The sequence below is a fragment of the Stenotrophomonas maltophilia group sp. Smal32 genome (genome assembly GCF_030237085.1).
Lineage (GTDB): Bacteria > Pseudomonadota > Gammaproteobacteria > Xanthomonadales > Xanthomonadaceae > Stenotrophomonas > Stenotrophomonas maltophilia_Q.
The window spans coordinates 1-20,718 of record NZ_JASJSI010000078.1 but is presented as its reverse complement, the minus strand read 5'-3'; the positions used below and the strand labels follow the sequence as shown (position 1 = coordinate 20,718).

Genomic DNA, 20,718 nt, shown 5'->3' with positions numbered 1-20,718 from the left:
CATGAGCACCCTGACCTTCCGCGCCGCGACGTCGGCCGACATCCCCGCCCTGATCACCCTGGTCACCTCGGCCTACCGTGGCGACGCCAGCCGCGTCGGCTGGACCACCGAAGCCGACCTGCTGGATGGCGCCCGCATCGACGCCGAAGGCATCCAGGGCGACCTCGACCGCCCGCGCTCCACCATCCTGCTGGCCGAACGCGAGGGCCAACTGGTGGCCTGCGCCCACGTCGCCGATGTCGACGGCAAGGGCTACTTCGGCATGTTCTCGGTCGACCCGGCCCAGCAGGGCGGTGGCGTCGGCAAGCAGCTGATGGATGCCGCCGAAGCGCACGCCGCGCGCGAATGGAACGTGCCGGTGATGCAGATGACCGTCATCGACGTGCGCGACGAACTGATTGCCTTCTACGAGCGCCGCGGCTACAGCCGCACCGGCATCAAGAAGCCGTTCCCGTATGGCGACGAACGCTTCGGCATTCCCAAGCGCGACGACCTGCGCTTCGAGATCCTGGAAAAGCCGCTGGCCGGAGCCGCCGCGTGAGCGAGGCCTGGACCTTTGTCTGTGCCGGCAACGAGCTGCTGCCGGGTGAAATGAAGAGCGTGTTCGACGAAGTGACCGGCACCCCGATCGTGGTGTTCAACCTCGACGGCGAGCTGTACGCACTGGAAGACCAGTGCACGCATGAAGAGTTCGAGCTGTCCTCGGGTGAGTTCGACACCACCGAAGGCAGTGTGGAGTGCGTGCTGCACGGTGCGCGCTTCGACGTGCGCGATGGCCGCGCCCTGTGCGCCCCGGCCTATACCCCGGTGCCCAAGTTCCCGGTGAAGCGGGAGCACGACGCGGTCTGGACCCGCGACGACCGCGATTGAGGCCGCGCGCCCGCCCCAGGGCACCACCCATGGGGCGGATCTACGGAAGCGCCTTGAGGGCCTTCCCAAGGCGTTTCGGGGACACCCCGGCGGCTGGCCACATTCCGTACATGCGAATCATTATCGTTGATGTTATTCTACGTAACATCTTCGTAACGACTCCGCCCCTGCGCCATGGCTTCGCCCGCGCCCACCGCCACGCTGTGCCAGCTCGCCCGCCACGGGTGGCCGCTGCTTGTGGCCGTGCTGCTGACGCTGCTGCTGGGCTGGTCGGCGTTGCACGAGGGGCGCGGCAGCGATCCGGCCGCACACGGCTGGCAGGCCCACGCGGATGATCTGCTGCAGGCCCTGCCGCTGCCGGAAGCGCCGGCCGACGAATGCCCGCAACACGCCGCCCCTGCCCCCGAGCCACCGCTCGATGGCGAGGGCAGTACACCCTGCACCGGCCTGGCGTCACCGCGCGCCGCGCTTGTCGCACACATCCCGCTGTGGCGCTCCGACGCCCTGCGCTGGCAGCTGCACGATCCCGCACTGCGGTTGAACCCCGGCCACGCACCGCCCGCACCGCACGCCAGCTGAGGCGCCCTGCGGCCTTTGCCGTGCGCCTCATTGCGTTTCGGGCAAGCCGAGCATCGGCTCGGCTCTACAGCACCCGTCTCCTGCCTGCCGCCACGCCTGCGTGCCGGCCCGCGCCCTTTCCTGATCCAAGCCACCGCCACCCAGACCATGACCCACATCAAGACCCGCAAGTACGCCCCGCGCGTTTCCCTGCTCGCCTCGGCCACCCTGGCCGCCGGCTTCGCACCGCTGGCCGCACAGGCCGCCGACGGCGCCGCCTCCGGCACCAACAAGGCCACCGACCTGGACAAGGTGCAGGTGCGCGGCAGCTGGTTCAATCCGTCCTCGCCGAAGTTCACCGCCGAACTGCTGGACACCCCGAAGTCGGTGTCGATCGTCTCGGAGAAGCTGATTGCCGAGACCGGCGCGACCAACCTGCAGGATGCGCTGCGCATGGTGCCGGGCATCACCTTCGGTGCCGGCGAAGGCGGCAACCCGACCGGCGACCGCCCCTTCATCCGCGGCTTCGACTCCCAGAGCAACATCTTCGTCGACGGCCTGCGTGACGTCGGCTCGCAGACCCGCGAGATCTTCGACCTGGAGCAGGTGGAAGTGGTCAAGGGCCCGAGCTCGGCCTACGGCGGCCGTGATTCCGGTGGTGGCAGCCTGAACCTGGTAAGCAAGACGCCGAAGCTGAAGAACGAAACCAGCGCCAGCATGGGCATCGGCACCGACAGCTACGCGCGCGGCACCGTGGACGCCAACTATGTGCTGGGCGATGGCGTCGCCGCCCGCCTGAACCTGATGAAGCACGCGTCGGACATCGCCGGTCGTGATGCGGCCAACGTCAGCCGCTGGGGCATCGCACCGTCGATCGCGTTCGGCCTGAACGGCCCGGCGCAGCTGATCGCCAGCCACTACCACATGCAGAGCGATGACCTGCCCGATGCCGGCGGCTTCCCGTACAACAACCCGTTCACCAGCGGCCCGAACGTGGCCAAGAACGGCGACGGCCGCCCGATGGTGCCGGACCGCAACAACTACTACGGCCTGGTCGACCGTGATTTCCAGCGTACCCGCGCCGATATCAGCACCCTCGACGCCAGCTACGATTTCGGCGGCCACAAGCTGCGCAACATCGCGCGCCTGGGCAACACCAGCAACGACTACCTGTGGACCCAGCCGGACGACAGCAAGGGTAATCCGAACAACTACGGCACCCTGTGGCGCCGCACCAACAGCCGCGCCGTCGACGTCAAGAGCTTCGCCGACCAGCTGGGCCTGACCGGCGCCTTCCAGACCGGCGCGCTCAAGCACAGCTACAGCGCGGGCGTGGAGTACAGCGACGAGAAGATGACCCGCGGCAGCTATCAGATGACGCCGGGCACCGCCAATCCGCTGGAACCTCTCGCGGCCAACAGCTCGGTGTGCCGGGTGTCCGGCGCTGCCACCAACTTCAACTGCACCGACTTCAACAATCCGAACCCGAACGATCCGTGGGCGGCCGGTCAGATCGTCTACCGCAGCAACAAGGCGCTGGACGTTGAACAGCGCACCAAGACCAAGTCCGCCTACCTGTTCGACACCATCGAGCTCAATGCACAGTGGAGCTTCAACGTCGGCCTGCGCTATGACGATTACAGCACCACGCTGACCACGCCGGTGCTCAACGCAGTGCCGACCCGCCTGCGCAACGACAACGATTTCGTGAACTACCAGGCCGGCGTAGTGTTCAAGCCGGTGGCCAACGGCAGCATCTACCTGTCCTGGGGCACCTCCTCGACCCCGCCGGGTATGGACGGTGGCGATGGCTCCGACGGCCTGACCGGGCTGGTGGCCGACCTCAAGCCGCAGGACACCAGGAACCTCGAACTCGGCACCAAGTGGGACCTGCTCGACAACCGCCTGAACCTGACCGCCGCGATCTTCCACACCGTGATGAACAACGCACGCGTGACCGTCGACAACGGTACCAGCCAGAACGCCGGCAAGAAGGAGATCAACGGCTTCGAGCTGGGCTTCAACGGCCAGCTGACCGACGCCTGGAGCCTGTATGGCGGCTACACCTACCTGGATTCGGAGCTGAAGGACAACGGCTTCGTCTGCGCCGTGTCGGGCCGCACCTGCCCGAGCGGTATCTACGTACCGTCGCCGAACAACGGCAACATGTTCCCGAACACCGCCAAGCACAGCGCCAACCTGTGGACCACCTACCGCTTCCCGATCGGCCTGACCATCGGCGCCGGCGCGTTCTACTCGGACAAGCAGTACGGTGATGTCGCCAACACCAAGTGGATCGCCAGCTACACCCGCTTCGATGCGATGGCCAGCTACGCGATCCAGGACAACATCAGCCTGCAGCTGAACGTGCAGAACCTGACCGACAAGACCTACTTCACCAAGGCCTATGCCTCGCACTACGCGAGCATCGCCCCGGGTCGCTCGGCCACCCTGGCACTGAACGTGAAGTTCTGATGTAACTTCGCTCCACCACGGCGGCAGGCTCTCCTGCCGCCGTTTTTGTTTCCGGCGATACTCACCCCATGGCGACCCTTACCCCCATCGACAGCGACGCCCTGGCCGAACTGCTGCAGCACGACCCGGCAGCCGCGTTCGTGCACATCCGCGATGCCGCGCAGGCCGGCCAGGTCGATGCACAACTGCTGCTCGCGCAGATGCACATGGAAGGCAAAGGCACCGCGCAGGATGCCTCTGCCGCGCTGCTCTGGTACGAAACCGCCGCCAACAACGGCGTGCCGATGGCGATGAACATGCTCGGCCGCTGCCATGAGCTGGGCCAGGGCACTGCGCCCGACCCGGCGCTGGCGGCCGTCTGGTACCGCCGCGCGGCCGACACCGGGCTGGACTGGGGCCTGTACAACCTGGCCAACCTGCTGGCCACCGGCCGCGGCGTGCCGCTGGACCGCGCGCAGGCGCTGGCGCTGTACACGCGCGCCGCGCACCTGGGCCACGCCAAATCGATGAACCTGCTGGCCCGCCATCTCGAGGACGGCCTGGAGATCGAGCGCGATCCACAGGCCGCGCTGGACTGGTACCGGCGCGCCGCCGAGACCGGCGATTTCCGCGGCCAGGCCAACTACGCCTCGATCCTGCTGCAGGCCGGCCAGGTCGATCAGGCCGTGCACTGGCTGCGGCTGGCGCTGGCCCACGGCAGCCCGGCGTTCATGGCCCACATCGTGCCGGAGCTGGCAGCGTCCCCGCATCCGCAGGTGCGCGCCCTGGTCGCACCGCCGTCCCACTGAGGAGTTCCGCATGCTGCTGCACATCCCCGACATCCTCAGCGCCGCGCAGGTGGCCGAGTTCCGCCGCCGCCTCGACGTCGCCGACTGGACCGATGGCCGCGAGACGGTTGGCCATCTGGGTGCGCAGGCCAAGCACAACCAGCAGCTGCCCGAGGCCTCGCCGCTGCGCCGCGAGCTGGGCGAGACCGTCCTCGTCGCGCTGGCCCGGCACCCGCTGTTCTTCAGCGCGGCGCTGCCACTGAAGTACCTGCCGCCACGCTTCAACCGCTACAGCGGTGGAGGCACCTACGGTTTCCATGTCGATGGCGCGGTGATGAACCTGGCCAACGGCGAGCAGCTGCGCTCGGACATCTCCTGCACCCTGTTCCTGTCCGATCCGGACGAGTACGAGGGCGGCGAGCTGATCATCAGCGATACCTACGGCGAGCATGAAGTGAAGCTGCCGGCTGGCGACCTGATCGTGTATCCGTCCAGCAGCCTGCACCAAGTGCGGCCGGTGACCCGAGGTGCGCGCGTGGCCTCGTTCTTCTGGGTGCAGAGCATGATCCGCGACGACGTGCAGCGGCGCCTGCTGTGGGAGATGGACAGCTCGATCGAACGCCTGCGGCAGACTGGCGGCGACACCGAAGCGGTGCTGCAGCTGACCGGCGTGTACCACAACCTGCTGCGGCGCTGGAGCGAAGTCTGAGCCCCATCTGGCCGGCCTGCGACATTTTGGCAATCATTCTCATTTGCAACAGCTAACGGCTCTCATTACAATCACGCCCCGTTGATGCTGGCCGCTGCCGGCAAACCACCTGGGGACCCTTGCTTGCTGCGCCCGCTTCGCCCTCGCCCACTGATCCATCGCAAGATGGGTGCCGCCATGCGCGGCCAGCGTCCTGCGCTGGCCAGCCTGCTGGCGTGGGTGGCGATGCTGGCGTTGCTGCTGGGCACCCTGCCGCTGCTGCCGCACCCGGCGACAGCAGCGACCGTGCAGGTACCGCTGGAAGAACGCGGCGGCGAAGGCCCGTTGCAGGAAGAAGCCCCGGCCAAGCTGCGCCGCTGTGCTTCCACCCCGGTGAAAGCGGCCGAGAAGGCACGTCCGCCGCTGCTGCTGGCCAGCCAGTGGCTGCGTACCGAACGTGAACTCGTACCCGCCACGCCGGCCATGCCCGGCGTGCGCCCGGACTGGCCGCTGGCCGCTCCGGACACGCCTTGGGCCGACGCGCCCGGGCGTCGCCAGCAACGCGGCCAGGCGCCGCCGCTCGCCTGATCCACGGCCCGACGTGACCGCCTGCGCGGTCGCACCCGCACGCCGCTGCCTGCTTCATCCCTGCCGCCCCTGACCGGGCTTCCCGTGCATGCCGCGCCCTTCGCGCCCGGCATCGCACCTCTCTGCATCTTTCGAGGTAACTGCCATGGCCCAGCGCCATCGTGTCCGTTCGTCCCTGTCCCGCCCCCTGCTGACCAGCGCCGTGCTGGCGGCGATGGCGGCCCCTGCTTTCGCACATGCAGAGATCGCCGGCGCCCCGCAGACGCTGGACAAGGTGGTGGTCACCGCCTCCGGCTTCGAACAGAAGGTGGTCGATGCGCCGGCCAGCATCAGCGTGGTCAGCCGCGAGGAGCTGAGCAAGCGCCCGTATACCAACCTGGTCGATGCGCTGCGCGACGTCGAAGGCATCGACGTCGGCCTGGAGGCCACCGACAAGAACGGCCGCGCCACCATCTCGATGCGCGGCCTGCCGTCCGAATACACCCTGGTGCTGATCGACGGCCGCCGCCAGAGCAATGTCGGCCAGCTGTACCCGAACAACTTCGGCGGCGGCCAGTTCGCCTACCTGCCGCCGCTGGACGCGATCGAACGCATCGAAGTGGTGCGCGGCCCGATGTCCACGCTGTACGGCTCAGATGCGATGGGCGGCGTCATCAACATCATCACCCGCCGCAACCAGCACAGCTGGCACGGCGCCGTGACCCAGGGCTTCACCGTGCAGCAGGATGACCAGTTCGGTGATGCACGCACCACCGACCTGTACCTCAGCGGCCCGCTGCTGAAGGAGCGCCTCAGCCTGGCAGTGCGCGGCAGCTACTACGATGCCAAGGCATCGAATCCGGAATGGGATGCACTGACCCTGCCCGACGGCACGCTGTGGGAGCGCAGCATCGGCTTCGGTGGCGGTGGCAAGTCGGTGGCCAACACCAACTGGAACACCGGCGTGCGCCTGGACTTCCGCGTCAACGATGACCACGAGCTGTGGCTGGACTACGACGTGTCGCGGCAGAAGTACGACAACAGCGAAGGCCAGACCGGCACCCTGGACAGCCTGGCCAGCCTATGGCGCGTCGGCAATGCGGTCATCCCGAACCCGAACGGCAGCGGCACGGTCACCCGCCGCGTGGTGCAGCCGCGCGTGGGCTACACCGCCTACCAGCGCTACGAGCGCGACCAGCTGTCGCTGACCCACCAGGGCCGCTACAGCTTCGGCACCTGGCAGACCTCGCTGACCCACAGCAAGAGCAGCAACCTCGGCCGCTCGCTGCCGTTGACCCTGGACGAGCGTGCCAACCTGCAGACGCTGTGGAATGACGTCTGCCGTCGCACCGGCGCGGCCAACAACTGCGCGGCCGGCCGTGGCAATGCGCTGACCGCACTCAATCCCAGCGAAATGGCGCGCCTGCAGGCGTTCCTGCCGCGTCCGCTGCGCACCATGGAACTGGAAGGCTACGTGCTCGACACGATGCTGGATCTGGACTTCGGCGCGCACAAGCTCGCTGTCGGCGGCCAGTACAACGACACCGACATGATCGACGGCGTGTTCGGCATGGACGGCGCCGGCTACCGCAGCAACACCAAGCAGAAGCACCGCATGTGGGCGCTGTTCGCCGAGGACAATTGGGCGCTGACCGATGCCCTCACTGCCACCTTCGGCCTGCGCTACGACGACCACAACATCTTCGGCAGCCATCTCAGCCCGCGCGGCTACCTGGTGTGGAACGCCAGCGATGCGTGGACCTTCAAGGGCGGCGTCAGCACCGGCTACAAGACCCCGCGTCCGGACCAGCTGTTCCCGGGCATCACCGGCTTCGGTGGCCAGGGCGTGCTGCCACTGGTGGGTTCGCCGAACCTGAAGCCTGAAACCAGCACCAACTACGAACTGGCCGCGTACTTCGAAGGCCAGCGCTGGGGCTTCAACGTCACCGGCTTCTTCAACAAATTCGAGGACAAGATCGCCAGCGGTGGCACCTTCCCGAACTGCGAAGTGGCGCCGGCCAGCAGCGGCTACTGCGTGGACATCGGCCCGGGCTGGGCCGCGCTGGGCTACAGCACCTTCACCCAGAGCGTGAACATCGACAAGGCCGAGACCCGCGGCGCCGAACTGGCCGGCCACATCGACCTTCTCGACACCCTGCAGCTGCGCGGCAACTACACCTGGACCAGGAGCGAGCAGACCAGTGGCCCGCAGAAGGGTCTGCCGATCACCGGCACCACCCCGGCCAGGCACATGGCCAATGCCAGCCTGAACTGGCAGCTCAACGAGGCCATCAGCCTGTCGCTGATCGGCGAGGGCCGCTACGACCGCTACCGCGACACCCTGCTCGACGCCAACGGCGTCAGCCAGACCCGTTACTACGAGGACTACACCCTCTTCCACCTGGGTGGCAGCTGGAAGGCCACGCCATGGCTGACGGTGAACGCGCGGGTCAACAACCTGTTCGACAAGAACTTCGTCTCGCAGTCGTGCCTGCTGATCAGCCAGAGCGAGTTCAACTGCGTGGACGACTACGCGACCAAGGACCAGCGCCGCAGCTACTGGATTTCGTTGAACGCGAAGTTCTGATCACCGCGCTCCTCCCTGCTTCGGTGGGTGCCGACCTTGGTCGGCACCGCTTCATCCACGCATGGCGTGGATCTACCGCCTCCGGGATACAGAACGACACGCAATTGCGAGCTATTCTCACCAATGATGTAATGGGCAGTCCCCGTCCGCCTCGAACCGTGCCGTGAGCCGTCCTGCCTCTTCCACCGTGCAGCAGCAACAAAGCCGTGGCTTCTGGCTGCGGACGCTGCACCAGTGGCACTGGATCAGTTCGGCAGTGTGCCTGATCGGCATGCTGCTGTTCGCGGTGACCGGCCTGACCCTCAACCACGCGGCGAAGATCGAGGCCAAGCCCCAGGTGCAGAACCAGCACCTGGAACTGCCAGCCGATCTGCTCGGCCAGCTGGGCACGCGCGAAGACGGCAATGCGCCGATCCCGCGACCTGTCCGGCAATGGCTGGACACGCAGCTGGGCATCGCCATCGGCGGCCGCCCGGCCGAGTGGTCGGCCGAGGAGATCTATCTGTCGCTGCCACGCCCCGGCGGCGACGCCTGGCTGAGCATCGATCGCGAGACCGGCGCGGTGGAGTACGAATCAACCTCGCGCGGCGTGGTGTCCTACCTCAACGACCTGCACAAGGGCCGCAACGCCGGACCGGCATGGGGCTGGTTTCTGGACGTGTTCGCCGTGGCCTGCCTGGTGTTCTGCATCACCGGCCTGTTCCTGCTGCACCTGCATGCGCGGCAGCGGCGCATGACCTGGCCGCTGGTCGGCCTCGGTCTGATGATCCCGCTGCTGATCGCCCTGCTGCTGATCCACTGACTTTCCCTCGTTTCCGGAGCCGCCCCATGCGCGTCACCCTCACCATCGCCCTCAGCGGCCTGCTGGCCACCTCGCCGGCCTATGCCACCACCCTCGACATCAACGTCGAAGTGCCCAAGCTCAACGTGGCCGAATACCACCGCCCGTATGTGGCCGTGTGGCTGGAAGGCGCCGACCAGAAAGTCGCGGCCAACCTGTCGGTCTGGTACCAGCAGACCAGCAACAGTGAAGGCCATGGCACCAAGTGGCTGCCCGACCTGCGCCAGTGGTGGCGCAAGAGCGGCCGCACCCTGCAGGTGCCGGTGGACGGCGTGACCGGCCCGACCCGCCCGGCCGGCAAGCACGCGCTGTCGTTCAACGACAGGCAGCCGGCGCTGAAGCAGCTGGCCCCGGGCAACTACACCCTGGTGGTGGAAGCGGTGCGCGAAGTCGGCGGCCGTGAACTGCTGAAGATTCCCTTCACCTGGCCGGCCACCGCCGCACAGAACGGCAAGGCGCAGGGCGCCACCGAACTGGGCCAGGTCACCCTCGCCGTCAAACCCTGACCGTTTGTTCCGGGGTCAGATCCCTTCCACAGGAAGGGCTCTGACCCCATCGCCACATCCCCGGGATCAGAGCCCTCTCCGTTGGAAAGGGATCCGACCCCTTCCAACTGGAGTCCTCCGCATGAAGCGCACGCTCGTCCTCGCCGCCGCCCTGGCCGCTGCCCTTCCCTTCTCCGCCCTGGCCCACAAGGCCTGGCTGCTGCCCTCGCAGACCGTGATCGCCGGCAGCGCGCCGTGGATCACTGTCGACGGTGCGGTCTCCAACGACCTGTTCTACTTCAACCACGTGCCGCTGCGCCTGGAGTCGGTGGTGATCACCGCGCCGGACGGCAGCACCGTGCAGCCGCAGAACGCGGCCACCGGCAAGTACCGCAGCGTGTTCGACCTCGAACTGAAGCAGGCGGGCACCTACCGCATCGCCTCAGTCAACGACGGCCTGTTCGCCACCTACGAACAGAACGGCGAGCGCAAGCGCTGGCGCGGTACCGCCGCCACCTTCGGCGAACTGCCCAAGGACGCAAAGAAGCTGGAAGTGAGCCAGTCGGTGGGCCGCGTGGAGACCTTCGTCACCAACGGTGCGCCGAACGACACCGCGCTGAAGCCCACCAACCGTGGCATCGAGCTGGTCGCCGTCGGCCACCCGAACGACCTGTTCGCCGGCGAGGAAGCCACCTTCCGCGTGCTGGTCGACGGCAAGCCGGCCGCCGGCCTGGAATTCGAGATCGTGCGTGGCGCCACCCGCTACCGCAACGCGCAGGACGAACTGAAGGTCACCAGCGATGCCAAGGGCGAGATCAAGGTGACCTGGCCGGAAGCTGGCATGTACTGGCTGGAAACCGGCACCGAGGACAACAAGACCTCGGTGAAGCAAGCCGCCAAGCGCCGCCTGAGCTACGTGGCCACGCTGGAAGTGCTGCCGCAGTAATGACGTGGAACGCGATGCCGGGCAGCCCCGGCATCGCATCTGCAGCACACCACCATGACCGATCCCCAGCTCGACATCGCCCGCCTCGGTGGCACCACCATGGGCACCACCTGGAGCGTGTCGCTGGTCGCGCCGCGCCAGCGCGACCTGCACCCGCTGCATGCCGGCATCCAGGCGCGGCTGGACGAGGTGGTCGCGCAGATGAGCACCTGGGAGCCCGGCTCGGACCTGAGCCGCTACAACCGCGCCAACGCTGGCCAATGGTGCGTGCTGCCGGCTGAGACCCGCCAGGTGCTGGCCTGCGCACAGGCCATCGCCGCCGCCAGCGATGGTGCATTCGATCCCACCGTCGGCCCGTTGGTGGCACTGTGGGGTTTCGGTGCACATGCTGGCGAACGCCGCCAGCCCAACGACGCTACCCTGCAGGCCACGCGTGATCGCTGCGGTTGGCAGCACCTGCAGTGGCAGGACGATGCGCTGCTGCAACCGGGTGGACTGGAACTGGATCTCTCTGCGATCGCCAAGGGCTTCGGCGTCGATCACGTGGCCGCCTGGCTGCGCGATCAGGGCATCGCTGCTGCACTGATCGAGGTCGGTGGCGAACTGGCCGGCTACGGCCGCAAGCCCGACGGCCACCCCTGGCGCGTACTGGTGGAATCCGCACCGGAAGAAGACGCGCACACCGAAACACCACCGCGGGTGCTGGCGCTGGAGGACAAGGCGGTGGCCACCTCCGGTGATCGCTGGCACCAGTACCAGGCCGATGGCGAGGCTTACAGTCACAGCCTGGACCCGCGCTCTGGCAGACCGGTGCGCCAGGTTGCAGCGGCAGTGACGGTGGTCGCCGACGACGCGATGCATGCTGATGCCTGGGCCACCGCACTGACCGTACTAGGCCGCGAGCACGGCATGGCGCTGGCCGAACGCGAAGGACTGGCCGCACGCTACCTGCATCGCGCAGCGGATGGCCCGCACGAATTTCTCAGCAGCGCCTTCCAGCGCCTGCTCGACGAGCAGGACGCATGAGCGCACGGCCGTCGCGCGCGCTGCTCGGCAACGCGCTTGTACTGATCCTGCTGGCGCTGATCGCCTGGGCGCTGTTGCGCCTGCACCTCAGCGAAGCCTGGTGGCAGGGCGCGCCATCTGCACGGCAAACGCAGGTCGCGATCATCGCCACCGCGTTGTATGCGCTGGCCTGTGCCGCACTGTGGTGGCGTGGGCGACCGCGCGACGATGCTGCCTCTGCCGACGTCGCACCGATCCTGCTGGTCTGGTCCAGCCAGACGGGCTTCGCCCGCGAACTGGCCGAACGCAGTGCCGAGGCATTGCGTGGTGCCGGCGTGCCGGTGCGCGTGCGAGGCCTGCATGAGGTCGACGCCACCTTGCTGGCCGGTAGCCAGCGTGCATTGTTCATCGCCAGCACCACTGGCGAAGGCGACCCACCCGATCATGCCCTGCCGTTCCTGCGCGGGGTGATGGCCGCGCCGCCTTCGCTGCAGCACCTGCACTACGGCGTGCTCGCGCTGGGCGACCGCAGCTATGGCCACTTCTGCGGATTCGGCCACCAGCTGGACACTTGGCTGCGCCAGCACGGCGCGCATCCGCTGTTCGACGCGATCGAAGTCGACAACGCCGATCCGGCGGCACTGCGCCATTGGCAGCAGTTGCTGGGACAACTTGCCGGCGGCGCCAGTGAACTGCCCGACTGGAGCCCGGCCGAGTACCAGCCGTGGACGCTGCTGCAACGTGAGCATCTGAATCCGGGCAGCCCCGGCGGCCCCGTGTATTGGCTGCGCCTGCAGCCTCCGGCCGATGCAGATGCGCAGTGGCAGGCCGGTGACATCGCCGAGATCGGGCCACAACACGCCCGCCACATCGCGCGCGCGTGGCTGGACGCGCAACGCTTCGATGCGGATACCGTGCTGGATGATGGGCAGACGTTGCTGGCACGCGTCGCGCGCTCGCACCTGCCCTCATTGGTTCCCCCAGGTGATCTGCCCGCATTGCTGGCGACCCTGCAACCGCTGCCCCATCGCGAGTACTCGATCGCCTCGGTGATGGCCGACGGTGCGGTCGAGCTGCTGCTGCGCCGACAGCTGCGCGCGGACGGCACGCCTGGCATCGGCAGCGGCTGGCTGTGCGACCACGCGGCCATCGGCGAACCGGTGCAGCTGCGGCTGCGTCGCAACGACAACTTCCATGGCGTGGCCGCCAACGTGCCGCTGCTGTTGATCGGCAACGGCACCGGCATTGCCGGCCTGCGCGCGCATCTGCACGAACGTATCCGCAGTGGCGCACGACGGACCTGGCTGCTGTTCGGTGAGCGCACCGCCGCGCATGACTTCCACTTCGGTGAAGAACTGCAGGCAATGCTGGCCGACGGCTCACTGGCGCGGTTGGATGCCGTGTTCAGCCGCGACGGCGGCGCGCATCGCTATGTGCAGGACCGGCTGCTGGCCGAAGCGGCAACGCTGCGGCAGTGGGTGGATGAAGGCGCCACGATCCTGGTCTGCGGCAGCCTGCAGGGCATGGCCCCGGCGGTGGATGCGGTGATCGAGCAGGTGCTGGGTATTTCGGGCAAGGAAGCGCTGCTGCTGGCCGGTCGCTACCGGCGCGATGTGTATTGAACGAACCCTCGGGGTCGGATCCCTTTCCGCAGGAAAGGGCTCTGACCCCAACCACAAATGCTCTCTGGTGGGTGCGAACCTTGGTTCGCACCATGACGCCGGGCATGGTCCGGCGCTACCCGGCGCTCGCCACCCGTATCGCCAACAACTCGCCACCGCCCTGCAACGCGTGCCGCTGACGCTCGCCGGCCGCCAACCACGCGGTATCGCCGGCCCGTAGCGCGGGCAGGCCGCTGTCGGCACCGAACTCCGCCTGACCGGACAGCAGATGCAGCGCCCAGGCCACGCCCGGTTCGCAGAAGAAGAACATCGCGCCCACCAGTGGCCGGTGCAGCAGTTCGGCCTGCAGCAGCTCGCGCTTCCACATCAGGTTGAAGTCGTGGGTGGTGCCATCGACCAGTTCACCGTGCAGGGTTTCCTCGCCGGCAAAGCGCACCCGTCCATGCGGCGGCAGCACCTCGGCAACGCGGCCATCGTCGAAGCGCAGGCGCACGCCATTGCCCTGCAGCAGCACCAGCTCGCGCTCCACGCCGGGGAAGGCGGAGAACGCGGCGTCCTGCTCGATCTCGGCCACCGACAGGCGCAGCGCCCAGTCATCGCCCTCCGCAGGCAGGCGCAGGATCTCGCGGGTCCAGCCAAGTCCATTCCGCCAGCGTTCGCGGCGATAGTCCAGGCTGGAAATGACCTGGCTCGGAGTGTGCAGCAGGGAGTCGATGTTCATCCACGCATTGCATCATGCCGCGCGCCGTCGTGCATCACCGCGTGGCGAGCGTGCCCTGGCCACCGCACCCGCCGGCCAGCAGCTGCGAGTGCTTCAGCCAATCCTGGTCGGGGTAGTAAGCAAACACCATCGTGCCACCACGCAACGCATCGATCAGCGGCTTGGCCACCGACAGCCGCACCGCCGGGCAACCCAGGCTGCGTCCCAGCCGCCCCTGCAGCTGCGCGGTAGCCGGGTTCACGTACGGCGCACCATGGATGACGATCGCTCGGTCACGCGCGCGGTCATTGAAGCCCGGTTCCAGACCGGCCAGGCGCAGCGAATATCCATTGCCGCCCATGTAGGTCTCCTGCGCGGTGAACGCGCCGAGACTGGACATGAAACTGCCGTCGCGGTTGGAGAAGTGCTCGGTGCGGTTCTCGCCGCTGTTGCGGCCATGCGCCACCCATTCTTCGAACAACAGGCGCTGATGGGCCAGGTCGAACACCCACAGCCGCGGCTCGGTGGACGGGCGCGAGTAATCGATCACGCTGAGGCGATCACCATTGATGCCCAGTTCCGGCCGCTGCAACGCACAGCGCATGGCGTGCGCCGCCAGCTGCAGCACGTGGCGGTCGGCCTTGGGCGCACTGCGCGACAGCAGGGCAGCCAGATCATCGGCAGAGGTGGCGAGGGCGGGCGTCTGTGCCAGCGCCGGGGCGCTGGCCGAGGTCGCCAGCAGGCCGAACGCGGCCAGCCGGCACAGGCGGGATGCAGTCATGGGCACAACGAGGGGACTCAGTTGCCCTTGAGGGTGGACCCTGGCGGCTCGGATTCCAAGACCGGCTGCATTCCGGATTCAGCCGGGCTTGGGCGGACCGCCGGCAGCGAGGTGACCAGCAGGGTCGTGCCCGGCACCAGCACCTGGTACAGCTGGCGAGCGAAATCGGTCGGCAGCGCCATCGGCAGCGAGGGCGTGGCCAGCAGGTCCGGCGTGGCCTGGGCACGGTCCTGGCCCAGCAGCGGGTAGGCCGTCCACTGGTGCAGGCGCTGGTTCGCGTCCAGCGGGCTGGGGGTATCACTGTAACCCTGCCCCATCACGAACAGGGTGGTGCCCTGGAACGCCGGCAGCGCGTCGGCCTTCAACGGCGACTCGCCGATCATCACGCCATCGCGCAGCACGTACAGGCGCTGGTCGTGCAGGCTGACCAGGATGCCGACCTGCCCGGCCGGGGCCGCGCTGTCATCCCACCAGGCCTGCGCCGGCGCGCCGCCCTCGGTCTCCGGCAAGGCCTGGCCACGTGCGTTGACCGGCGCCAGCACCGACGGATAGGCCAGAGTCATCGGCGAGCTCTTGGCATCGGCCACGACCACGGTATCGCCGCGCTGGGTTTCGCTGAACAGCTTCTGCGCGAAGGCCTGCGGCAGGCGCACGCAGCCATGCGAGGCCGGATGCCCGGGCAGGCTGCCGCCATGCAGGGCGATGCCGTCCCAGGTCAGCCGCTGCATGTACGGCATCGGCGCGCTGTTGTAGAGGTTGGACTTGTGGTCCTTGTCCTTCTGCAGGATGGTGAACACACCGGTTGGTGTTTCGTGCCCGGCCTTGCCCGAGCTGATCGTGGTCAGGCCGATGGCGATGCCGTTGCGGTACACATAGGCGCGCTGCTCATCGAGGCTGACCACCAGCACGATCGGGCCGGTCGGCGAGATTTCCGGATGCCACAGGTATTCGCCCGGCTTCAGGTCGGTCGGCCCGCGTACCTCGGGGGTGGCCGCAGCGGCAGCCGCGGGTTTGGCGGCCGGCGTCGGTGCAGCGGCCTGGGCCAGCAGCGGCAGGGCCAGTGCAAGGGCGAGCATCAGGGTCGTGGGGCGATGCGGAAACATCCAGCGGGTGTCCTTTCCATGCGGAGCGGCCACCGTACACCATCGCCCCGTGGTGGCCGCGGCAAAACCGGGCGCCGGAAATGAAACTGCCCGGCGACACAGCCATGTGTCGTACCGGGCAATCGTTACGTCCCTGTCGGCCTGCTGCCGCCCCCTCGCATCCTGCGCTCTGGGGGTAGCGTTGCATCCTGCACGCGGCCGCGTCGGTCCTGTTTGTATCTCAGCCCCTTCCACAGGTCTGTGATGCCACCATCCTGGTGATTGGTGCCGCGTCCTGCGGCGGTCGGTGGGCACAGGCGTCCTGCCTGTGTCCGGTGAACCAGCTTCCTGCCGGTTCCGACGATTCCTGCTGTCAGCGCCTGGGTACGGTTCGCACCGGTACCGATCCGGGTACCGGATCCGCCGGCAACAACCTGTTGCCTACGGTGATCCGCTGTCGATTCCGTTCGACGATTGCATTCCCTATTCCCTTCACCTGCGTCAGGTCCTCGACGCGATGAAACGGGCCGTGTCTGCGCCGGTGCTCGACGATCGCCTCGGCCTTGGCGGCTCCGACCATCGTCAATCCCTGCTGCAGCGCCTGGGCATCGGCGCGGTTGATGTCGATCGGTTCGGCGGCATGCGCCCCAGCGATCCCCACTACCAGTACCAGCACCCTCAACACGACAAACCAAGGCACAACGTGTATCTCCTTGTGATTCTGGCCGTCCCGACCGGCAATCCCGTCGGCAGGAACAGTGTCCGTCACCACATGTGCACAGCCTATCGGTTTCCCGTATTTCCGTAAGCCAGCCAAATACCCGACGTGATGTAGGAAAAACCCTACCCCGGCACAGGCGTAGAATGGCGCGATCACAGCCCATGCAACCGGAGTTTCAGATGGACAGCGCCAAGCTCGGCCAATTCGTCAATGACAAGTGGGACAGCGAGATCGTCCCGCAGTTGGTCGACTACATCCGCATTCCCAACAAGTCGCCGATGTTCGACGCCAATTGGGTGCAGAACGGCTACATGGAACAGGCAGTCACCCTGATGGAGAACTGGGCCAAGGCCCAGCAGCTGCCGGGCCTGAAGGTTGAAGTGGTGCGCCTGGAAGGCCGTACCCCGCTGATCTTCCTGGAAATTCCGGCCACCGGCGCCGAAACCGGCGACGACACCATCCTGCTCTATGGCCACCTGGACAAGCAGCCGGAAATGACCGGCTGGGACGACGACCTCGGCCCGTGGACCCCGGTGCTGCGCGGTGACAAGCTGTACGGCCGCGGTGGCGCCGATGACGGCTACGCCATCTTCGGCTCGCTGGCCGCCGTGCTGGCGCTGCAGGCCCAGGGCCTGCCGCACGCGCGTTGCGTGGTGCTGATCGAAGCCTGCGAAGAATCGGGCAGCTACGATCTGCCGGCCTACGTCGACCACCTGGCCGACCGCATCGGCAAGCCCTCGCTGGTGGTCTGCCTGGATTCGGGCTGTGCCAACTACGACCAGCTGTGGTGCACCACCTCGCTGCGCGGCCTGACCGGCGGCAATTTCACCGTGAAGGTGCTCAACGAAGGCGTGCATTCCGGCGATGCCTCCGGCGTGATCCCATCCAGCTTCCGCCTGCTGCGCCAGATCCTTTCGCGCATCGAGGACCAGGATACCGGCCGTATCCTGATCGAGGGCATGAACGTCGAGATCCCGGCCGAGCGCCAGGAGCAGGCCAAGCGTGCCGCCGAAGTGGTCGATACCGAGATCTTCGAGAAGTTCCCGATGGTCGACGGCCTGCGCCCGATGAACGAGGACCTGACCGAGCTGGTGCTCAACCGCACCTGGCGCCCGGCGCTGTCGGTCACCGGCGTCGGCGGCATGCCGCCGCTGGAATCGGCCGGCAACGTGCTGCGCCCGCAGACCTCGGTGAAGCTGTCGCTGCGCCTGCCGCCGACCGCCGATGGCAAGACCTGCGGCGAGCTGCTGAAGGAAGCGCTGCTGCGCGACCCGCCGAACGGCGCACAGGTCACCTTGGACCTTGAAAAGGCCTCCACCGGCTGGAACGCCCCGGCCATGGCGCCGTGGCTGACCCAGGCCATCGACGACGCCAGCCAGGCCTTCTTCGGCAAGCCGGCGATGTACATGGGCGAGGGCGGCTCGATCCCGTTCATGGGCATGCTCGGCGAGAAGTTCCCGGGTGCGCAGTTCATGATCACCGGCGTGCTCGGCCCGCACTCCAACGCGCACGGCCCGAACGAATTCCTGCACATCCCGATGGGCAAGAAGGTCACCGCCTGCGTATCCAAGGTGATCAGCGAGCATTACGCCGCCAGCCTGCGCGGCGAGACCAGCGGTTCGCCGGTGGCCGCCGATAGCGGCACCCGCCACGGCGACCACGGCTGCTGCTGATCCGGCACCCGTGACGGACGCAGCCTGGCCTTGCTAGGCTGCGTCCACACTCAAGCGGAATCCGCGCGCATGAATGGTCTGTTCGGCAGCAGCAGCTGGCTGTACATCCTGCTGGTGGGCTTCTTCGTCGGCCTGCTCGGGCGCTTCTTCATGCCCGGCAACAACCGCATGGGCTGCCTGTTGACCATCGTGCTGGGCATCCTTGGCGCGCTGCTGGCCGGTTGGTTCGGCCAGTACATGGGCTGGTACGCCCCCGGCGAACCGGCCGGTTTCCTCGGTGCGGTGGTGGGCGCGGTGGCCGTGCTGGCCGTCCTGCGCCTGTTCAGCGGCCGCCGCTGAGCCCGCATCCCCTTCCCTTCCTGTTCCCGACGTTGGCGCGCCCGGCGCGCCCGGATATGCCTGCATGACCGAACCCGCCTCCGATCCCCAGCGCAGCGCGCAGCGCCTGCAGTGGGCCCGTACCCAGCTCGAAGATGCCAATGCAGTGGTCGAACGCGCCTCGGTCGATGCCGGCATGCGCAGCTACTGGCGCACCACCAGCACGCGCGGCAGCCACATCGTGATGGACGCCCCGCCGGGGCTGGAAGATCCGCGGCCGTGGCTGCGCATGCGCGGCCTGCTGCACGACAACGGCCTGCGCGTGCCCATGCTGCTCGCCCAGGATCTGGAGGCCGGCTTCCTGCTGCTGGAAGACCTCGGCGGCCCGACCCTGGCGAAGATCCTCGACGAGCGCAATGCCGATGAATGGTTCGACCGTTCGATCGAACAGCTGCTGCGCCTGCAGGCGATCCCGGTGCCGGCCGACTTCGGCCAGTTCGGCGAAGCGCTGCTGCAGCGCGATGCCGGCCTGTTCGACGAATGGTTCCTGCAGCGCCACCTGAACCTGGAACTGGACTGCGGCGAGATTGAAGGGCTGCAGCTGGTGCACCGCCGCCTGATGGACAACGCGCTGGGCCAGGCCCAGCTGATGACCCACCGCGACTACATGCCGCGCAACCTGATGCCAGTCGACGACGGCCCAGCGGTACTGGACTTCCAGGACCTGGTGCGCGGTCCGATCGCCTACGACGCGGTAAGCCTTTTCAAGGACGCCTTCCTGAGCTGGCCGCTGCAGCGCGTGGACGAGTGGCTGGCGCAGTACCACGAGCGTGCGTGCGGTGCCGGCCTGCCGGTGCCCGACCGCGCCACCTTCCTGCGCGATGCCGACTGGATGGGCATCCAGCGCCACGTGAAGATCCTCGGCCTGTTCTGCCGCCTGCGCTACCGCGACAACAAGGGCCATTACCTCGACGACGCGCCGCGCTTCATCACCTATCTGGATGAAGTGCTGCCACGCTATCGCGAACTGGCGCCGCTGCAGCAGTTGCTGGACGACCGCATCAAGCCGGCGCTGGCCGAGCTGGCCGCACCGATGCGCGTGGCCCGATGAAAGCACTTGTCTTTGCTGCCGGCCTCGGCGAGCGCATGCGCCCGCTGACCCTGCACACGCCCAAGCCGTTGCTGGAAGTGGCCGGTAAGCCGCTGATCGCCTGGCACCTGGAACGCCTCGCCGCACTCGGCGTGCGCGAGGTGGTGGTCAATACCGCGTGGCTGGCCGAGCAGTTCCCGACCACGCTGGGCGATGGCAGCCAGTGGGGCCTGCAGTTGCACTTCGTGCACGAAGGCGAGACCCCGCTGGAAACCGGCGGCGGCATCCTCAACGCACTGCCGGTGCTGGGCGACGCCCCGTTCCTGGTGGTGAACGGCGACATCTGGACTGATTTCGATTTCGCCACGCTGCCACGAGAGCCACAGGGCCAGGCGCACCTGGTGCTGGTCGACAATCCGGTGCAGCACCCCGACGGCGACTACCGGCTGGACTCGCAAGGCGTGCTGCATCACGACCGCGAGGGCCCGTGCCTGACTTATGCCGGCATCGGCGTCTATCGCCCTTCCGTCGTGGCCGATTGGCGCGCGGTGATCGGTGATGCGCCGGGCAGCGAGCGGGTGCCGCCGAAGTTCTCGGTGGTGCCGCTGCAGAAGCATTTCATGGCGCAGGGGTTGATGACGGGGCAGCACCATCGCGGGCGTTGGACCGATGTGGGTACCGTGGATCGCCTGCGCGCGCTGGATGTTGAGTTGGCGGCGAACGGCTGAGCCCCTCGTGGCTGGACGTTTTGAGAGCAGAAGCCTTGCTTGGCCGGGCGGGGTGGTCCCGCGGGGGACGCCGTGAAACCCTCCCTGGGGGGTTTGGCGCGGCAACCAATCCGCGGACCCCCCCGCGAAACCACCCCCCCCCGCCGCTGACATTTTTGGTTGGGGTCGCTGCACCGAAATAAAAAAAAAAAACACAAACGGGTCGGCTAGCTGG

General features: G+C 67.6%; 21 protein-coding genes. 17 read left to right on the top strand and 4 right to left on the bottom strand.

Annotated features, from left to right (window positions below; all coding sequences use genetic code 11):
- Position 1 precedes the first annotated feature (1 nt).
- The 13 genes from QRO91_RS16585 to QRO91_RS16525 all read left to right on the top strand — a co-directional run bounded on the left by QRO91_RS16585 (position 2) and on the right by QRO91_RS16525 (position 13,411).
- Entirely contained in the window at positions 2–541 is a 540-nt protein-coding gene (locus tag QRO91_RS16585) for a GNAT family N-acetyltransferase (RefSeq protein ID WP_049429364.1), read from the top strand.
- Positions 538–870 carry a non-heme iron oxygenase ferredoxin subunit gene (locus QRO91_RS16580; protein ID WP_049429363.1) on the top strand — a complete coding sequence of 111 codons (333 nt, stop codon included), beginning with the start codon at positions 538–540 and terminating at the stop codon, positions 868–870. Before QRO91_RS16585 ends, QRO91_RS16580 begins: the two co-directional genes overlap by 4 nt.
- Positions 871–1,044: 174 nt before the next feature.
- On the top strand, positions 1,045–1,449 hold the full coding sequence (locus QRO91_RS16575) for a hypothetical protein (protein ID WP_049429362.1): 405 nt from the start codon (positions 1,045–1,047) through the stop codon (positions 1,447–1,449).
- 147 nt (positions 1,450–1,596) lie between these two features.
- Complete coding sequence (locus QRO91_RS16570; protein WP_285310478.1) at positions 1,597–3,903, top strand: TonB-dependent siderophore receptor; 2,307 nt, start codon at positions 1,597–1,599, stop codon at positions 3,901–3,903.
- Between the two features lie 68 nt (positions 3,904–3,971).
- Positions 3,972–4,691, top strand: coding sequence for a tetratricopeptide repeat protein (locus QRO91_RS16565; protein WP_049429360.1), 720 nt, complete (start codon positions 3,972–3,974; stop codon positions 4,689–4,691).
- Between the two features lie 10 nt (positions 4,692–4,701).
- On the top strand, positions 4,702–5,379 hold the full coding sequence (locus tag QRO91_RS16560) for a Fe2+-dependent dioxygenase (protein ID WP_049429359.1): 678 nt from the start codon (positions 4,702–4,704) through the stop codon (positions 5,377–5,379).
- 165 nt (positions 5,380–5,544) lie between these two features.
- The gene (locus QRO91_RS16555; RefSeq protein WP_049429358.1) at positions 5,545–5,946 is read left to right on the top strand and encodes a hypothetical protein; all 402 of its coding nucleotides are present in this window, start codon (positions 5,545–5,547) and stop codon (positions 5,944–5,946) included.
- Positions 5,947–6,091: 145 nt separating this feature from the next.
- Positions 6,092–8,512 (top strand): TonB-dependent receptor domain-containing protein, encoded by a 2,421-nt coding sequence (locus QRO91_RS16550; RefSeq protein ID WP_049429357.1) that lies wholly within the window; start codon positions 6,092–6,094, stop codon positions 8,510–8,512.
- 163 nt (positions 8,513–8,675) lie between these two features.
- On the top strand, positions 8,676–9,314 hold the full coding sequence (locus tag QRO91_RS16545) for a PepSY-associated TM helix domain-containing protein (protein WP_049429356.1): 639 nt from the start codon (positions 8,676–8,678) through the stop codon (positions 9,312–9,314).
- A gap of 26 nt (positions 9,315–9,340) precedes the next feature.
- On the top strand, positions 9,341–9,859 hold the full coding sequence (locus QRO91_RS16540) for a DUF2271 domain-containing protein (RefSeq protein ID WP_005408420.1): 519 nt from the start codon (positions 9,341–9,343) through the stop codon (positions 9,857–9,859).
- A 121-nt stretch (positions 9,860–9,980) separates the two neighbouring features.
- On the top strand, positions 9,981–10,784 hold the full coding sequence (locus tag QRO91_RS16535) for a DUF4198 domain-containing protein (RefSeq protein ID WP_049429355.1): 804 nt from the start codon (positions 9,981–9,983) through the stop codon (positions 10,782–10,784).
- A 54-nt stretch (positions 10,785–10,838) separates the two neighbouring features.
- Entirely contained in the window at positions 10,839–11,810 is a 972-nt protein-coding gene (locus QRO91_RS16530) for an FAD:protein FMN transferase (protein ID WP_049429354.1), read from the top strand.
- Positions 11,807–13,411 (top strand): sulfite reductase subunit alpha, encoded by a 1,605-nt coding sequence (locus tag QRO91_RS16525; RefSeq protein ID WP_197650850.1) that lies wholly within the window; start codon positions 11,807–11,809, stop codon positions 13,409–13,411. Before QRO91_RS16530 ends, QRO91_RS16525 begins: the two co-directional genes overlap by 4 nt.
- A gap of 115 nt (positions 13,412–13,526) precedes the next feature.
- Here QRO91_RS16525 and QRO91_RS16520 read toward each other — a convergent pair whose 3' ends face one another.
- The 4 genes from QRO91_RS16520 to QRO91_RS16505 form a co-directional block, all read right to left on the bottom strand.
- Positions 13,527–14,132, bottom strand: coding sequence for a HutD family protein (locus tag QRO91_RS16520; protein ID WP_049429352.1), 606 nt, complete (start codon positions 14,130–14,132; stop codon positions 13,527–13,529).
- A 34-nt stretch (positions 14,133–14,166) separates the two neighbouring features.
- Positions 14,167–14,892, bottom strand: a complete 726-nt coding sequence (locus QRO91_RS16515; protein ID WP_010483599.1) for a murein L,D-transpeptidase catalytic domain family protein — start codon at positions 14,890–14,892, stop codon at positions 14,167–14,169.
- A gap of 17 nt (positions 14,893–14,909) precedes the next feature.
- Positions 14,910–15,995: a L,D-transpeptidase gene (locus QRO91_RS16510; protein ID WP_049429351.1), complete on the bottom strand. Its 1,086-nt coding sequence runs from the start codon at positions 15,993–15,995 to the stop codon at positions 14,910–14,912.
- 352 nt (positions 15,996–16,347) lie between these two features.
- Positions 16,348–16,674, bottom strand: a complete 327-nt coding sequence (locus tag QRO91_RS16505) for a helix-hairpin-helix domain-containing protein (RefSeq protein WP_049429368.1) — start codon at positions 16,672–16,674, stop codon at positions 16,348–16,350.
- A 200-nt stretch (positions 16,675–16,874) separates the two neighbouring features.
- On the opposite strand from QRO91_RS16505, the gene QRO91_RS16500 reads away from it, so the two are divergent.
- The 4 genes from QRO91_RS16500 to murU all read left to right on the top strand — a co-directional run bounded on the left by QRO91_RS16500 (position 16,875) and on the right by murU (position 20,504).
- Complete coding sequence (locus tag QRO91_RS16500) at positions 16,875–18,368, top strand: M20 family metallopeptidase (RefSeq protein ID WP_100443776.1); 1,494 nt, start codon at positions 16,875–16,877, stop codon at positions 18,366–18,368.
- A gap of 69 nt (positions 18,369–18,437) precedes the next feature.
- Positions 18,438–18,707 carry a GlsB/YeaQ/YmgE family stress response membrane protein gene (locus tag QRO91_RS16495; RefSeq protein ID WP_005415577.1) on the top strand — a complete coding sequence of 90 codons (270 nt, stop codon included), beginning with the start codon at positions 18,438–18,440 and terminating at the stop codon, positions 18,705–18,707.
- A 64-nt stretch (positions 18,708–18,771) separates the two neighbouring features.
- Positions 18,772–19,797 carry an aminoglycoside phosphotransferase family protein gene (locus tag QRO91_RS16490; protein ID WP_049429350.1) on the top strand — a complete coding sequence of 342 codons (1,026 nt, stop codon included), beginning with the start codon at positions 18,772–18,774 and terminating at the stop codon, positions 19,795–19,797.
- On the top strand, positions 19,794–20,504 hold the full coding sequence (gene murU, locus QRO91_RS16485; protein ID WP_049429349.1) for an N-acetylmuramate alpha-1-phosphate uridylyltransferase MurU: 711 nt from the start codon (positions 19,794–19,796) through the stop codon (positions 20,502–20,504). The genes QRO91_RS16490 and murU overlap by 4 nt, the downstream gene beginning before the upstream one ends.
- The last annotated feature ends 214 nt before the right edge of the window (positions 20,505–20,718 follow it).